This is a genomic window from Pantoea sp. ME81 (assembly GCF_903970985.1).
In the GTDB taxonomy this organism is placed as follows: Bacteria; Pseudomonadota; Gammaproteobacteria; order Enterobacterales; family Enterobacteriaceae; genus Pantoea; species Pantoea communis.
Map to the genome: position 1 here is coordinate 1 of NZ_CAJCKS010000125.1, position 13,968 is coordinate 13,968.

At 50.1% G+C, this 13,968-nt stretch carries 28 protein-coding genes and 2 pseudogenes; all 30 read left to right on the forward strand.

Annotated elements, in window-relative coordinates; all coding sequences use genetic code 11:
* A pseudogene (gene tuf, locus H7A81_RS19320) lies at positions 1-283 on the forward strand (elongation factor Tu); the annotation flags it as partial.
* Positions 284-459: 176 nt separating this feature from the next.
* Complete coding sequence (bfd, locus tag H7A81_RS19325; RefSeq protein WP_034830760.1) at positions 460-654, forward strand: bacterioferritin-associated ferredoxin; 195 nt, start codon at positions 460-462, stop codon at positions 652-654.
* Positions 655-758: 104 nt separating this feature from the next.
* Positions 759-1,241: a bacterioferritin gene (gene bfr / locus H7A81_RS19330; protein WP_182058440.1), complete on the forward strand. Its 483-nt coding sequence runs from the start codon at positions 759-761 to the stop codon at positions 1,239-1,241.
* 323 nt (positions 1,242-1,564) lie between these two features.
* Positions 1,565-1,876, forward strand: coding sequence for a 30S ribosomal protein S10 (rpsJ, locus tag H7A81_RS19335; protein WP_006120582.1), 312 nt, complete (start codon positions 1,565-1,567; stop codon positions 1,874-1,876).
* 32 nt (positions 1,877-1,908) lie between these two features.
* Positions 1,909-2,535, forward strand: a complete 627-nt coding sequence (rplC, locus tag H7A81_RS19340) for a 50S ribosomal protein L3 (RefSeq protein ID WP_038644330.1) — start codon at positions 1,909-1,911, stop codon at positions 2,533-2,535.
* Between the two features lie 10 nt (positions 2,536-2,545).
* Positions 2,546-3,151: a 50S ribosomal protein L4 gene (gene rplD, locus H7A81_RS19345; RefSeq protein WP_034830751.1), complete on the forward strand. Its 606-nt coding sequence runs from the start codon at positions 2,546-2,548 to the stop codon at positions 3,149-3,151.
* Positions 3,148-3,450, forward strand: a complete 303-nt coding sequence (gene rplW / locus H7A81_RS19350; RefSeq protein ID WP_034830749.1) for a 50S ribosomal protein L23 — start codon at positions 3,148-3,150, stop codon at positions 3,448-3,450. Before rplD ends, rplW begins: the two co-directional genes overlap by 4 nt.
* A gap of 17 nt (positions 3,451-3,467) precedes the next feature.
* Positions 3,468-4,289, forward strand: a complete 822-nt coding sequence (gene rplB, locus H7A81_RS19355; RefSeq protein ID WP_034830746.1) for a 50S ribosomal protein L2 — start codon at positions 3,468-3,470, stop codon at positions 4,287-4,289.
* Positions 4,290-4,305: 16 nt separating this feature from the next.
* Positions 4,306-4,584, forward strand: coding sequence for a 30S ribosomal protein S19 (gene rpsS, locus H7A81_RS19360; protein ID WP_001138115.1), 279 nt, complete (start codon positions 4,306-4,308; stop codon positions 4,582-4,584).
* A 13-nt stretch (positions 4,585-4,597) separates the two neighbouring features.
* The gene (rplV, locus tag H7A81_RS19365; protein ID WP_007891659.1) at positions 4,598-4,930 is read left to right on the forward strand and encodes a 50S ribosomal protein L22; all 333 of its coding nucleotides are present in this window, start codon (positions 4,598-4,600) and stop codon (positions 4,928-4,930) included.
* A 17-nt stretch (positions 4,931-4,947) separates the two neighbouring features.
* Positions 4,948-5,646 carry a 30S ribosomal protein S3 gene (gene rpsC / locus H7A81_RS19370; RefSeq protein WP_034830744.1) on the forward strand — a complete coding sequence of 233 codons (699 nt, stop codon included), beginning with the start codon at positions 4,948-4,950 and terminating at the stop codon, positions 5,644-5,646.
* A gap of 12 nt (positions 5,647-5,658) precedes the next feature.
* On the forward strand, positions 5,659-6,069 hold the full coding sequence (gene rplP, locus H7A81_RS19375; RefSeq protein ID WP_002438716.1) for a 50S ribosomal protein L16: 411 nt from the start codon (positions 5,659-5,661) through the stop codon (positions 6,067-6,069).
* Positions 6,069-6,257: a 50S ribosomal protein L29 gene (gene rpmC, locus H7A81_RS19380; protein WP_034830743.1), complete on the forward strand. Its 189-nt coding sequence runs from the start codon at positions 6,069-6,071 to the stop codon at positions 6,255-6,257. Before rplP ends, rpmC begins: the two co-directional genes overlap by 1 nt.
* Entirely contained in the window at positions 6,257-6,511 is a 255-nt protein-coding gene (gene rpsQ / locus H7A81_RS19385) for a 30S ribosomal protein S17 (protein WP_008104738.1), read from the forward strand. The genes rpmC and rpsQ overlap by 1 nt, the downstream gene beginning before the upstream one ends.
* 169 nt (positions 6,512-6,680) lie before the next feature.
* Positions 6,681-7,052 carry a 50S ribosomal protein L14 gene (gene rplN, locus H7A81_RS19390; RefSeq protein ID WP_006120590.1) on the forward strand — a complete coding sequence of 124 codons (372 nt, stop codon included), beginning with the start codon at positions 6,681-6,683 and terminating at the stop codon, positions 7,050-7,052.
* Positions 7,053-7,062: 10 nt separating this feature from the next.
* On the forward strand, positions 7,063-7,377 hold the full coding sequence (gene rplX, locus H7A81_RS19395; RefSeq protein WP_034830741.1) for a 50S ribosomal protein L24: 315 nt from the start codon (positions 7,063-7,065) through the stop codon (positions 7,375-7,377).
* A 14-nt stretch (positions 7,378-7,391) separates the two neighbouring features.
* Positions 7,392-7,931, forward strand: a complete 540-nt coding sequence (gene rplE / locus H7A81_RS19400; RefSeq protein WP_013510763.1) for a 50S ribosomal protein L5 — start codon at positions 7,392-7,394, stop codon at positions 7,929-7,931.
* Between the two features lie 14 nt (positions 7,932-7,945).
* The gene (gene rpsN / locus H7A81_RS19405; RefSeq protein ID WP_006120592.1) at positions 7,946-8,251 is read left to right on the forward strand and encodes a 30S ribosomal protein S14; all 306 of its coding nucleotides are present in this window, start codon (positions 7,946-7,948) and stop codon (positions 8,249-8,251) included.
* Positions 8,252-8,283: 32 nt separating this feature from the next.
* Positions 8,284-8,676 carry a 30S ribosomal protein S8 gene (gene rpsH, locus H7A81_RS19410; protein WP_007891668.1) on the forward strand — a complete coding sequence of 131 codons (393 nt, stop codon included), beginning with the start codon at positions 8,284-8,286 and terminating at the stop codon, positions 8,674-8,676.
* A 12-nt stretch (positions 8,677-8,688) separates the two neighbouring features.
* The gene (gene rplF, locus H7A81_RS19415; RefSeq protein ID WP_034830740.1) at positions 8,689-9,222 is read left to right on the forward strand and encodes a 50S ribosomal protein L6; all 534 of its coding nucleotides are present in this window, start codon (positions 8,689-8,691) and stop codon (positions 9,220-9,222) included.
* A gap of 9 nt (positions 9,223-9,231) precedes the next feature.
* On the forward strand, positions 9,232-9,585 hold the full coding sequence (gene rplR, locus H7A81_RS19420) for a 50S ribosomal protein L18 (RefSeq protein ID WP_008104733.1): 354 nt from the start codon (positions 9,232-9,234) through the stop codon (positions 9,583-9,585).
* A 14-nt stretch (positions 9,586-9,599) separates the two neighbouring features.
* Positions 9,600-10,100: a 30S ribosomal protein S5 gene (gene rpsE / locus H7A81_RS19425; protein WP_007891679.1), complete on the forward strand. Its 501-nt coding sequence runs from the start codon at positions 9,600-9,602 to the stop codon at positions 10,098-10,100.
* A 5-nt stretch (positions 10,101-10,105) separates the two neighbouring features.
* Positions 10,106-10,285, forward strand: a complete 180-nt coding sequence (rpmD, locus tag H7A81_RS19430) for a 50S ribosomal protein L30 (protein WP_021186404.1) — start codon at positions 10,106-10,108, stop codon at positions 10,283-10,285.
* A gap of 3 nt (positions 10,286-10,288) precedes the next feature.
* Positions 10,289-10,723, forward strand: coding sequence for a 50S ribosomal protein L15 (gene rplO, locus H7A81_RS19435; RefSeq protein WP_034830738.1), 435 nt, complete (start codon positions 10,289-10,291; stop codon positions 10,721-10,723).
* Between the two features lie 7 nt (positions 10,724-10,730).
* A complete protein-coding gene (gene secY, locus H7A81_RS19440) occupies positions 10,731-12,062 on the forward strand; it encodes a preprotein translocase subunit SecY (protein WP_007891686.1) in 1,332 nt (443 codons plus the stop codon).
* Between the two features lie 32 nt (positions 12,063-12,094).
* Positions 12,095-12,211 (forward strand): 50S ribosomal protein L36, encoded by a 117-nt coding sequence (gene rpmJ, locus H7A81_RS19445; protein ID WP_004160566.1) that lies wholly within the window; start codon positions 12,095-12,097, stop codon positions 12,209-12,211.
* Positions 12,212-12,357: 146 nt separating this feature from the next.
* Positions 12,358-12,714 (forward strand): 30S ribosomal protein S13, encoded by a 357-nt coding sequence (rpsM, locus tag H7A81_RS19450; protein WP_034830736.1) that lies wholly within the window; start codon positions 12,358-12,360, stop codon positions 12,712-12,714.
* 16 nt (positions 12,715-12,730) lie between these two features.
* Positions 12,731-13,120, forward strand: coding sequence for a 30S ribosomal protein S11 (gene rpsK, locus H7A81_RS19455; RefSeq protein WP_004160563.1), 390 nt, complete (start codon positions 12,731-12,733; stop codon positions 13,118-13,120).
* Positions 13,121-13,151: 31 nt separating this feature from the next.
* Positions 13,152-13,772 (forward strand): 30S ribosomal protein S4, encoded by a 621-nt coding sequence (rpsD, locus tag H7A81_RS19460; RefSeq protein WP_007891687.1) that lies wholly within the window; start codon positions 13,152-13,154, stop codon positions 13,770-13,772.
* A gap of 25 nt (positions 13,773-13,797) precedes the next feature.
* Positions 13,798-13,968: pseudogene (locus tag H7A81_RS19465) on the forward strand (DNA-directed RNA polymerase subunit alpha); the annotation flags it as partial.

Below are 13,968 nucleotides of genomic sequence, written 5' to 3' on the forward strand. Positions count from 1 at the left end.
ACACACCAAGTTCGTATCAGAAGTATACGTACTGTCTAAAGACGAAGGCGGCCGTCATACTCCGTTCTTCAAAGGCTACCGTCCTCAGTTCTACTTCCGTACTACTGACGTGACTGGTAACATTGAGCTGCCAGAAGGCGTTGAGATGGTAATGCCAGGCGACAACGTGAAAATGACCGTTGAGCTGATCCACCCAATCGCGATGGACCAGGGTCTGCGTTTCGCAATCCGTGAAGGCGGCCGTACTGTTGGTGCGGGCGTTGTTGCTGAAGTTCTCGCTTAATTGCGTTAATGTCGGTGGTTGCTTAGTTAGCCACCGCAGCACGAAAGAGAGCACTTCGGTGCTCTTTTTTTTGCCTGAAATTCACCGCTCAAGCCAATCCCACACAAAAGCTACGTTTGAAATAAAAACCATTCTCATTTACACTTTGATCAGAATTTGTACTGGAGTCGCAGTAAATGTACGTCTGTCTGTGTAATGCCGTGAGTGACAAAACCCTCCGTGAAGTAGTGCGTCGCTATCAGCCCAAATCGATCCAACATCTTCGTCAACTGGTTCCTATCGGAAAACAGTGTGGTAAGTGCATCCGTTTTGCGCGCGAGATTATGGATGATGAGCTGCAGAAGGTACCGCTGTACAAAGAAATCGCTTAGGTCGACTCGACAGCCTCTGGCAATAACCACAAAAACAGTCCTGTTTTTTTGACTTCTTTTTATCCGCATCTACGATCTATTTACCTGGAAGCGGAGGAAGCAAAATGAAGGGCGACAGTAAAATCATAACTCATCTCAATAAACTGCTGGGGAATGAACTGGTTGCGATTAATCAGTACTTTCTTCATGCACGTATGTTCAAAAACTGGGGGCTTATTCGCCTCAACGATGTCGAGTATCACGAATCCATCGATGAAATGAAGCATGCGGACAAATACATCGAGCGCATTCTTTTCCTTGAAGGGATTCCAAATTTGCAGGATCTCGGCCGGTTGCGTATTGGTGAAGATGTCCCGGAAATGTTGCGATCCGATCTGACGCTGGAGTTAGAAGGGGCGAAGGATTTACGTGAAGCGATTGCTTATGCCGACAAGGTGCATGATTACGTCAGCCGCGACATGATGATTGAGATTCTGGGTGAGGAAGAGCATCACATTGACTGGCTGGAAACAGAACTCGACCTGATTCAAAAACTCGGTTTGCAGAATTACCTGCAGGCGCAATTAAAAGAAGAAAGCACAGACTAAAACCCTTTCGTTGTAGTAATTTCACAGAGCCTGTAGGGGGAAATATTGAGCCCCATACAGGCTTTTTCGCATTTAGTCCGCAATTAATGTGGTTAAAAACGCATCACGGGTTGCTTCCTGAACTGATTTGCGTATAATGCGCGGGCCTGCCGATATTGGTATGGCGCGATTCGAGCAGAATCGCAGGTGATAGCAAGCTATGTATCACCTGACAATACTCCCGATTGGGGAGTTATATGCTGAACGATTACACTCCTCCATCAATCGTAATGGGTGTGGGTAGTAATTCTTTTCGTTTATAAAATGTTTGGAGCCTTGGTCTCATGTCGAACCAAAGAATCCGTATCCGTCTTAAAGCGTTTGATCATCGCCTGATCGATCAATCAACCGCGGAAATCGTTGAGACTGCCAAGCGCACTGGTGCGCAGGTACGTGGTCCGATCCCGCTGCCAACTCGCAAAGAGCGTTTCACCGTTCTGATCTCTCCGCACGTTAACAAAGACGCGCGCGATCAGTACGAGATCCGTACTCACAAGCGTCTGGTAGACATCGTTGAGCCAACTGAAAAAACCGTTGATGCACTGATGCGTCTGGATCTGGCTGCCGGTGTTGACGTGCAGATCAGCCTGGGTTAATCAGGTCATCGAGCGATTGAGAGGTTGATACAATGATTGGTTTAGTCGGTAAAAAAGTGGGCATGACTCGCATCTTCACTGAAGATGGCGTTTCAATCCCAGTAACCGTAATCGAAGTTGAAGCAAACCGCGTTACTCAGGTCAAAGGCCTGGAAAACGACGGTTACCAGGCTATCCAGGTGACCACCGGTGCTAAAAAAGCAAACCGTGTGAGCAAGCCGGAAGCAGGTCATTTTGCTAAAGCTGGCGTTGAAGCTGGCCGTGGTCTGTGGGAATTCCGCACCGAAGGTGAAGAGTACTCAGTAGGCCAGAGCATCAGTGTTGAAATTTTCGCTGACGTTAAAAAAGTAGACGTTACCGGTACCTCTAAAGGTAAAGGTTTCGCAGGTACCGTTAAGCGCTGGAACTTCCGTACCCAGGACGCTACACACGGTAACTCCTTGTCTCACCGCGTTCCGGGTTCTATCGGTCAGAACCAGACTCCGGGCAAAGTGTTCAAAGGCAAGAAAATGGCTGGTCAACTGGGTAACGAGCGCGTAACCGTTCAGAGCCTGGAAGTGGTACGTGTTGACGCTGAGCGCAACCTGCTGCTGGTCAAAGGTGCTGTCCCGGGTGCAACCGGCAGCGACCTGATTGTTAAACCAGCTGTGAAGGCGTAAGGGGATAGCAATGGAATTAGTACTGAAAGACGCGCAGAGCGCGCTGACTGTTTCCGAAACTACCTTCGGTCGTGATTTCAACGAAGCGCTGGTTCACCAGGTTGTTGTTGCTTATGCCGCTGGTGCTCGTCAGGGTACTCGTGCGCAGAAAACTCGTGCTGAAGTAACTGGTTCAGGCAAAAAGCCTTGGCGCCAGAAAGGTACCGGCCGTGCGCGTTCAGGTTCTGTAAAGAGCCCGATCTGGCGTTCAGGTGGCGTGACCTTCGCTGCGCGTCCACAGGACCACAGTCAAAAAGTTAACAAGAAGATGTACCGCGGCGCGCTGAAAAGCATCCTGTCCGAACTGGTACGTCAGGACCGTCTGATCGTTGTCGAGACGTTCTCTGTAGAAGCGCCTAAAACTAAGCTGCTGGCACAGAAACTGAAAGACATGGCGCTGGAAGACGTGCTGATCATCACCGGTGAACTGGATGAGAATCTGTTCCTGGCTGCGCGTAACCTGTACAAGGTTGACGTGCGTGATGCAGCAGGTATCGACCCAGTTAGCCTGATCGCCTTCGACAAAGTCGTTATGACTGCGGAAGCAGTTAAGCAAGTTGAGGAGATGCTGGCATGATCCGTGAAGAACGTCTGCTGAAAGTCGTACGTGCACCGCACGTATCTGAAAAAGCATCTACTGCGATGGAAAAAAGCAATACCATCGTTCTCAAAGTTGCTAAAGACGCGACCAAAGCAGAGATCGTTGCTGCTGTTGAGAAGCTGTTCGAAGTTGAAGTTAAAGACGTAAACACCCTGGTTGTTAAGGGCAAAGTTAAGCGTCACGGACAGCGTATCGGTCGTCGTAGCGACTGGAAAAAAGCTTACGTCACCCTGAAGGAAGGCCAGAATCTGGACTTCGTCGGCGGCGCTGAGTAAGTCGGAGGAGAAAGACAATGGCAGTTGTTAAATGTAAACCGACATCTCCGGGTCGTCGTCACGTAGTTAAAGTGGTGAACCCAGAGCTGCACAAGGGCAAACCTTTTGCTCCGCTGTTAGAAAAAAACAGCAAATCCGGTGGTCGTAACAACAATGGTCGTATCACTACCCGTCATATCGGTGGTGGTCACAAGCAGGCTTACCGTATTGTTGACTTCAAACGCAACAAAGATGGTATCCCAGCAGTTGTTGAGCGTCTTGAGTACGATCCGAACCGTTCTGCGAACATCGCACTGGTTCTGTACAAAGATGGCGAGCGCCGTTACATCCTGGCCCCTAAAGGCCTGAAAGCTGGTGATCAGGTTCAATCTGGCGTTGATGCTGCGATTAAAGCAGGTAACACCCTGCCAATGCGTAACATCCCGGTGGGTTCTACCGTTCACAACGTAGAAATGAAACCAGGCAAAGGCGGTCAGATTGCTCGCTCAGCTGGTACTTACGTGCAGATCGTTGCGCGTGATGGTTCCTACGTAACCCTGCGTCTGCGTTCAGGCGAAATGCGTAAAGTCGAAATCGACTGCCGCGCAACCCTGGGCGAAGTCGGTAACGCTGAGCACATGCTGCGCGTTCTGGGTAAAGCTGGTGCAACCCGTTGGCGTGGTGTTCGTCCTACCGTTCGCGGTACTGCGATGAACCCAGTCGATCACCCGCACGGTGGTGGTGAAGGTCGTAACTTTGGTAAGCACCCGGTAACTCCGTGGGGCGTTCAGACCAAAGGTAAGAAGACCCGTAGCAACAAGCGTACTGATAAATTTATCGTACGTCGCCGTAGCAAATAATTTTAGAGGATAAGCCATGCCACGTTCTCTCAAGAAAGGTCCTTTTATTGACCTGCACTTGCTGAAGAAGGTAGAGAAAGCGGTGGAAAGCGGTGACAAGAAGCCCCTGCGCACTTGGTCCCGTCGTTCAACGATCTTCCCTAACATGATCGGTTTGACCATCGCTGTCCATAATGGTCGTCAGCACGTTCCTGTCTTTGTATCCGACGAAATGGTCGGCCACAAACTGGGTGAATTTGCACCGACACGTACTTATCGCGGCCATGCTGCAGATAAGAAAGCCAAGAAGAAATAAGTAGGAGGAAGAGATGGAAACTATTGCTCAACATCGCCATGCTCGTTCTTCTGCTCAGAAGGTCCGCCTTGTTGCTGACCTGATTCGCGGTAAGAAAGTGTCGCAGGCTCTGGATATTCTGACCTACACCAACAAGAAAGCTGCTGTGTTGGTTAAGAAAGTCCTGGAATCTGCCATTGCGAACGCCGAACACAACGATGGCGCTGATATCGACGATCTGAAAGTCGCGAAAATCTTCGTAGACGAAGGCCCAAGCATGAAGCGCATTATGCCGCGTGCGAAAGGTCGTGCAGATCGCATCCTGAAGCGCACCAGCCACATTACTGTGGTTGTGTCCGATCGCTGAGACTCTGGAGACTAGCAATGGGTCAGAAAGTACATCCTAATGGTATTCGCCTGGGTATTGTAAAACCATGGAACTCTACCTGGTTTGCGAACACCAAAGAATTCGCTGACAACCTGGACAGCGATTTTAAAGTACGTCAGTTCCTGACTAAGGAACTGGCTAAAGCGTCTGTATCTCGTATCGTTATCGAGCGTCCGGCTAAGAGCATCCGTGTGACCATTCACACCGCTCGCCCGGGTATCGTTATCGGTAAGAAAGGTGAAGACGTAGAAAAACTGCGCACGGTCGTAGCGAAAATCGCTGGCGTTCCTGCACAGATCAATATCGCCGAAGTCCGTAAACCGGAACTGGACGCTAAATTGGTTGCTGATAGCATCACTTCACAGCTGGAGCGTCGTGTGATGTTCCGTCGTGCGATGAAGCGTGCTGTTCAGAACGCAATGCGTCTGGGCGCGAAGGGTATTAAAGTTGAAGTTAGCGGCCGTTTGGGCGGAGCCGAGATCGCACGTACCGAATGGTACCGTGAAGGTCGCGTGCCACTGCACACTCTGCGTGCAGACATTGACTACAACACCTCTGAAGCGCACACCACTTATGGTGTAATCGGCGTTAAGGTATGGATCTTCAAAGGTGAGATCCTGGGTGGTATGGCTGCTGTTGAACAACCGGAACCGGCTGCTCAACCTAAAAAGCAGCAGCGTAAAGGCCGTAAGTAAGGAGAGTCGCTGATGTTACAACCAAAGCGTACGAAATTCCGTAAAGTGCACAAAGGCCGCAACCGTGGTCTGGCGCAGGGTACGGATGTCAGCTTCGGTACTTTCGGTCTGAAAGCTGTTGGCCGTGGTCGTCTGACTGCTCGTCAGATCGAAGCAGCACGTCGTGCTATGACCCGTGCAGTTAAGCGTCAAGGTAAGATCTGGATCCGTGTATTCCCGGACAAACCGATCACCGAGAAGCCGCTTGAAGTGCGTATGGGTAAAGGTAAGGGTAACGTGGAGTATTGGGTTGCCCTGATCCAACCGGGTAAAGTCCTGTATGAAATGGACGGTGTTCCGGAAGAGCTTGCCCGTGAAGCATTCAAGCTGGCAGCAGCAAAACTGCCTATCAAAACCACCTTTGTTACTAAGACGGTGATGTAATGAAAGCAAATGAGCTGCGTGAAAAAAGCGTTGAAGAGCTGAACGCTGAGCTTCTTAACCTGCTGCGTGAGCAATTCAACCTGCGCATGCAGGCAGCATCCGGCCAGCTGCAGCAGACCCATCTGCTGAAGCAAGTGCGTCGTAATGTTGCACGTGTTAAGACTTTACTGACTGAGAAGGCGGCGTAATGACCGATAAAATCCGTACTCTGCAGGGTCGTGTAATTAGTGACAAAATGCAGAAATCTGCAGTTGTTGCTATCGAACGTGTCGTGAAACACCCGATCTACGGTAAGTTCATCAAGCGTACGACTAAGCTGCACATCCATGACGAGAACAACGAATGTGGAATCGGTGACGTGGTAGAAATCCGCGAAACCCGTCCACTGTCTAAGACTAAGTCTTGGGCGCTGGTTCGCGTTGTAGAGAAAGCGGTTCTGTAATAGAATCCGCTTCCTCTAAAAAATAAAATGAACGGCTCGTCTGAGCCGTTCATTTTTTCTACCCATCTGCGAGAACCGGTGTTATAATGCCGCGCCCTCAATTATGGGGCTTTTTAACGACCTGAGGTTTGGGTCCCGAAGTAGTAGTTGACATTAGCGGAGCACTAAAATGATCCAAGAACAGACTATGCTGAACGTCGCCGACAACTCCGGTGCACGTCGCGTAATGTGTATCAAGGTTCTGGGTGGCTCGCACCGTCGCTACGCAGGCGTCGGCGACATCATTAAAGTTACCATCAAGGAAGCAATTCCTCGCGGTAAAGTTAAGAAAGGTGATGTCCTGAAGGCGGTAGTGGTGCGCACCAGGAAGGGTGTTCGTCGCCCGGACGGTTCTGTCATTCGCTTCGATGGTAATGCATGCGTTATTTTAAACAATAACAGCGAGCAGCCTATCGGTACGCGTATTTTTGGGCCGGTAACTCGTGAACTTCGTACTGAAAAGTTCATGAAAATTATCTCTCTGGCACCAGAAGTACTCTAAGGAGCGAGCAATGGCAGCGAAAATCCGTCGTAACGACGAAGTTATCGTGATTACCGGTAAAGACAAAGGTAAACGCGGTAAAGTAAAGAATGTCCTGACTTCTGGTAAGGTCATCGTTGAAGGTATCAACCTGGTTAAGAAACACCAGAAGCCGGTTCCGGCTCTGAACCAACCAGGCGGCATCGTTGAAAAAGAAGCTGCTATTCAGGTTTCTAACGTTGCAATCTTCAATGCGGCAACCGGCAAGGCTGACCGTGTAGGCTTTAGATTCGAAGAAGGCAAAAAAGTCCGTTTCTTCAAGTCTAATAGCGAAACTATCAAGTAATTTGGAGTAGTACGATGGCGAAACTGCATGATTACTACAAAGACGAAGTAGTCCAGAAACTCATGACTGAGTTCGGCTACAATTCTGTCATGCAAGTCCCTCGGGTCGAGAAGATCACCCTGAACATGGGTGTTGGTGAAGCGATCGCTGACAAGAAACTGCTGGATAACGCAGCAGCTGACCTGGCAGCAATCTCCGGTCAAAAACCGTTGATCACCAAAGCACGCAAATCAGTTGCAGGCTTCAAAATCCGTCAGGGCTATCCGATCGGCTGTAAAGTAACTCTGCGCGGCGAGCGCATGTGGGAGTTCTTTGAGCGCCTGATCACTATTGCTGTACCACGTATTCGTGACTTCCGCGGCTTGTCTGCTAAGTCTTTCGATGGTCGCGGTAACTACAGCATGGGCGTTCGTGAGCAGATCATCTTCCCAGAAATCGATTATGACAAAGTCGATCGCGTTCGTGGTTTGGATATTACCATTACCACTACTGCGAAATCTGATGATGAAGGCCGTGCTCTGCTGGCTGCCTTTGACTTCCCGTTCCGCAAGTAAGGTAGGGTTACTTAATGGCTAAGCAATCGATGAAAGCACGCGAAGTAAAGCGTGTGAAATTAGCAGACAAGTTCTTCGCTAAGCGCGCAGAACTGAAAGCGATCATTTCTGATGTGAACGCATCCGACGAAGATCGTTGGGATGCCGTTCTCAAGCTGCAGAGTCTGCCGCGTGATTCCAGCCCTTCCCGTCAGCGTAACCGCTGCCGTCAGACAGGTCGTCCGCACGGTTTCCTGCGGAAGTTTGGGTTGAGCCGTATCAAGGTCCGTGAAGCCGCAATGCGCGGTGAAATCCCGGGTCTGAAAAAGGCTAGCTGGTAATTGTCACCATTTGAATCACGGGAGTAACACAGATGAGCATGCAAGATCCGATCGCGGATATGCTGACCCGTATCCGTAACGGTCAGGCCGCGAACAAAGTTGCGGTCTCTATGCCTTCCTCCAAGCTGAAAGTGGCAATTGCCAACGTGCTGAAGGAAGAAGGCTACATTGAAGATTTTAAAATCGAAGGCGACATCAAGTCTGAGCTGGAAGTTACTTTAAAGTATTTCCAGGGCAAGGCTGTGGTAGAGAGCATTCAGCGTGTTAGCCGTCCAGGTCTGCGCATCTATAAGAAAAAAGATGAGCTGCCAAAAGTAATGGCTGGTCTGGGCATCGCTGTAATCTCTACCTCTAAAGGTGTCATGACTGATCGTGCAGCGCGCCAGGCTGGTCTTGGTGGCGAAATTATCTGCTACGTAGCGTAATCGGAGGATAAAATGTCTCGTGTTGCAAAAGCACCTGTCGTTGTTCCTGCGGGCGTAGAGGTAAAACTCAACGGTCAGGAAGTTTCGATCAAAGGCAAAAACGGCGAGCTGACTCGTACTATCAACAGTGCTGTAGAAGTTAAGCATGCAGACAACGCCCTGACTTTCGCTCCACGCGAAGGTTTCTCGGACGCTTGGGCACAGGCAGGTACTGCTCGTGCGCTGCTGAACGGCATGGTTATCGGTGTTACCGAAGGCTTCACCAAGAAGCTGCAACTGGTTGGTGTTGGTTATCGTGCAGCTGTTAAAGGCAACTCTGTGAGCTTGGCCCTGGGCTTCTCTCACCCTGTTGACCATGCACTGCCGGCCGGCATCACTGCTGAATGTCCAACTCAGACTGAGATCGTGCTGAAAGGCGCTGATAAACAGCTGATTGGTCAGGTTGCAGCGGATCTGCGCGCCTACCGTCGTCCTGAGCCTTACAAAGGCAAGGGTGTTCGTTACGCCGACGAAGTCGTGCGTACCAAAGAGGCTAAGAAGAAGTAAGGTAACACTATGGATAAGAAATCTGCTCGTATCCGTCGTGCGACCCGTGCACGTCGCAAGCTCAAAGAGCTGGGTGCTACTCGCCTGGTGGTACATCGTACCCCGCGTCATATTTACGCACAGGTGATCGCCCCGAACGGTTCCGAAGTTCTGGTTGCTGCTTCTACTGTAGAAAAAGCTATTGCCGAACAACTGAAGTACACCGGTAACAAAGACGCTGCTGCAGCTGTAGGTAAAGCTCTGGCTGAGCGCGCTGTCGAGAAAGGCATTACTAATGTTTCTTTCGACCGTTCCGGGTTCCAATATCATGGTCGTGTCCAGGCACTGGCAGATGCTGCCCGTGAAGCTGGCCTTCAGTTCTAAGGTAGAGGTCTAAGATGTCAAACATCGAGAAACAAGCTGGCGAACTGCAGGAAAAACTGATCGCGGTAAACCGTGTATCTAAAACTGTAAAAGGTGGTCGTATTTTCTCCTTCACCGCACTGACTGTAGTGGGTGATGGTAACGGCCGCGTTGGTTTTGGTTACGGTAAAGCGCGTGAAGTTCCAGCAGCGATCCAGAAAGCGATGGAAAAAGCCCGTCGCAACATGATTAACGTCGCGCTGACTCACGGCACCCTGCAGCACCCTGTTAAAGGTGCTCACACGGGTTCTCGTGTGTTCATGCAGCCAGCTTCTGAAGGTACCGGTATCATCGCCGGCGGTGCAATGCGCGCTGTTTTAGAAGTTGCTGGAGTGCATAACGTTCTGGCTAAAGCGTATGGTTCTACTAACCCGATTAACGTGGTTCGTGCAACTATCGATGGCTTGGGCAATATGAATTCTCCAGAAATGGTCGCTGCCAAGCGTGGTAAATCCGTTGAAGAAATTCTGGGGTAATCACGATGGCTAAGACTATTAAAATTACACAAACCCGCAGTTCAATCGGCCGCCTGCCTAAGCACAAAGCCACTCTGGTTGGCTTGGGTCTGCGTCGTATTGGTCATACCGTTGAGCGTGAAGACACGCCAGCAGTGCGCGGTATGGTTAACGCGATTTCCTACATGCTGAAAGTGGAGGAGTAAGAGATGCGCTTAAACACTCTGTCTCCGGCCGAAGGGTCTAAACACGCTTCTAAGCGTCTGGGTCGTGGTATCGGTTCTGGCCTCGGTAAAACCGGTGGTCGTGGTCACAAAGGTCAGAACTCTCGTTCTGGCGGTGGCGTACGTCGCGGTTTCGAGGGTGGTCAGATGCCTCTGTATCGTCGTCTGCCGAAATTCGGTTTCACCTCTCGCAAAGCAATGGTCACTGCAGAAGTTCGTCTGTCTGACCTGGCGAAAGTTGAAGGCGGTATTGTTGACCTGAATACTCTGAAAGCAGCCAACATCATCGGTGTTCAGATCGAGTTCGCGAAAGTGATTCTGTCTGGTGAAGTTTCTGCACCGGTAACGATTCGTGGTCTGCGTGTCACTAAAGGTGCGCGTGCTGCAATCGAAGCTGCTGGCGGTAAAATCGAGGAATAAGTAGCAGATGGCAAAGCAACCGGGATTAGATTTTCAAAGTGCCAAAGGTGGCTTTGGTGAACTGAAGCGCAGACTTTTGTTTGTTATCGGTGCACTGATTGTCTTCCGTATTGGCTCTTTTATTCCAATCCCTGGTATCGATGCCACTGTACTTGCCAAACTGCTTGAGCAACAGCGTGGCACCATCATTGAAATGTTCAACATGTTCTCTGGTGGTGCTCTCAGTCGTGCCTCAATCTTCGCACTGGGTATTATGCCGTATATTTCGGCCTCTATTATTATCCAGTTGCTGACGGTGGTTCATCCCGCGTTGGCCGAGATTAAGAAAGAGGGTGAAGCTGGTCGTCGTAAGATTAGCCAGTACACTCGCTATGGCACCCTGGTTCTGGCTGTATTCCAGTCGATCGGTATTGCTACCGGTCTGCCGAATATGCCTGGAATGCAAGGTCTGGTAATGAATCCAGGTTTCGCATTCTACTTTACCGCTGTTGTAAGTCTGGTTACCGGGACAATGTTCCTGATGTGGCTGGGCGAACAGATTACTGAACGAGGTATCGGTAACGGTATCTCGATCATTATCTTCGCAGGTATTGTTGCGGGTCTCCCGCCGGCCATTGGCCATACCATCGAGCAAGCGCGGCAAGGTGACCTGCACTTCCTCCTGTTGCTGTTGGTTGCAGTTCTTGTATTTGCAGTGACGTTCTTTGTTATTTTCGTTGAGCGTGGCCAGCGCCGCATTGTGGTCAACTACGCTAAACGTCAGCAAGGTCGTCGTGTATATGCTGCACAGAGCACACATTTACCGTTGAAAGTGAATATGGCGGGTGTAATTCCGGCTATCTTTGCTTCCAGCATTATTCTGTTCCCAGCAACCATCGCGTCATGGTTCGGGGGCGGAACCGGTTGGAACTGGCTGACAACAATTTCGCTGTATTTGCAACCAGGACAGCCGCTTTATGTGCTACTCTATGCGACTGCAATCATCTTCTTCTGTTTCTTCTACACGGCGTTGGTTTTCAACCCACGTGAAACAGCTGATAACTTGAAGAAGTCTGGAGCATTCGTACCGGGAATTCGTCCGGGAGAGCAAACGGCGAAGTATATCGATAAAGTAATGACACGTTTGACCTTAATCGGCGCACTGTACATTACCTTTATCTGCCTGATCCCGGAGTTCATGCGTGATGCCATGAAGGTTCCCTTCTACTTTGGCGGCACATCGCTGCTTATCGTAGTGGTTGTCATCATGGACTTTATGGCTCAAGTGCAAACTCTGATGATGTCGAGTCAGTATGAGTCTGCATTGAAGAAAGCAAACCTGAAAGGCTACGGCCGTTAATTCAGGCGCTTGAGAAGTTACGGAGAGTAAAAATGAAAGTTCGTGCTTCCGTCAAGAAATTATGTCGTAACTGCAAAATCATCCGCCGCGACGGTGTCGTACGTGTGATTTGCAGCGCCGAGCCAAAGCATAAACAGCGCCAAGGCTGATATTGTCACATATTTTTCTTGCAAAGTCGGGTTGAGCTGGCTAGATTAGCCAGCCAATCTTTTGTATGTCGATGCGTTACCATTTGAGTATCCTGAAAACGGGCTTTTCAGCATGGGACGCATTTATTTAATTATAGGAGTGCATAGTGGCCCGTATAGCAGGCATTAACATTCCTGATCAAAAACATACCGTAATCGCATTAACTTCGATCTTCGGTATCGGCAAGACCCGTTCTAAAGCCATCTGCGCTTCAACGGGTATCGCTGAAAATGTTAAGATCAGAGAGCTGTCTGAAGAACAAATTGAACAGCTGCGTGAAGCAGTTGGTAAATTCGTTGTTGAAGGTGATCTGCGCCGTGAAATCACCCTGAGCATCAAGCGTCTGATGGACCTTGGTTGCTATCGTGGTTTACGCCATCGTCGTGGTCTGCCAGTTCGCGGTCAGCGTACTAAGACCAATGCACGTACCCGTAAGGGTCCGCGTAAACCGATCAAGAAATAATCGGGGTGAGTAAATAATGGCAAAGGCACCAGTTCGTGCACGCAAGCGTGTAAGAAAGCAAGTCTCAGATGGCGTGGCTCATGTCCATGCATCTTTTAACAACACCATCGTTACCATCACTGATCGTCAGGGTAACGCACTGGGTTGGGCAACCGCCGGTGGTTCCGGTTTCCGCGGTTCACGTAAATCTACTCCGTTTGCTGCTCAGGTAGCTGCAGAGCGCTGTGCAGAAGCAGTGAAAGATTACGGTATTAAGAATCTGGAAGTTATGGTTAAGGGTCCAGGTCCAGGTCGCGAATCAACAATTCGTGCTCTGAACGCTGCTGGTTTCCGCATCACTAATATTACTGATGTGACTCCAATCCCTCACAACGGTTGTCGTCCGCCGAAAAAACGTCGCGTTTAACGCCCGTTTTTAGGTTAGTTGGAGAAAGAAAATGGCAAGATATTTGGGTCCTAAGCTCAAGCTGAGCCGTCGTGAGGGCACCGACTTATTCCTTAAGTCTGGCGTTCGCGCGATCGATACCAAGTGCAAAATTGAACAACCACCTGGCCAGCACGGTGCGCGTAAACCGCGTCTGTCTGACTACGGCGGTCAGTTACGTGAGAAGCAGAAAGTTCGTCGTATGTACGGCGTGCTTGAGCGTCAGTTCCGTAACTACTACAAAGAAGCAGCACGTCTGAAAGGCAACACCGGTGAAAACCTGTTGGCTCTGCTGGAAGGTCGTCTGGATAACGTTGTTTACCGTATGGGCTTTGGTGCCACTCGTGCAGAAGCACGTCAGCTGGTTAGCCATAAATCTATCCTGGTGAACGGTCGCGTTGTTAACATCGCTTCTTATCAGGTATCTCCGAATGATGTCGTTAGCATCCGTGAGAAAGCCAAACAGCAATCTCGCGTGAAGGCCGCTCTGGAGCTGGCTGAGCAGCGTGAAAAGCCAACCTGGCTGGAAGTTGATGCGACTAAGATGGAAGGTGTGTTCAAGCGTATTCCTGAACGTACTGATCTGTCTGCGGACATTAACGAACACCTGATCGTCGAGCTTTACTCTAAGTAAAGCTTAGTACCAAAGAGAGGACACAATGCAGGGTTCTGTGACAGAGTTTCTAAAACCGCGCCTGGTAGATATCGAGCAAGTGAGTTCGACGCACGCCAAGGTGACCCTTGAGCCGTTAGAGCGTGGCTTTGGCCATACTCTTGGCAACGCACTGCGCCGTATTCTGCTTTCTTCCATGCCGGGTTGCGCGGTGACC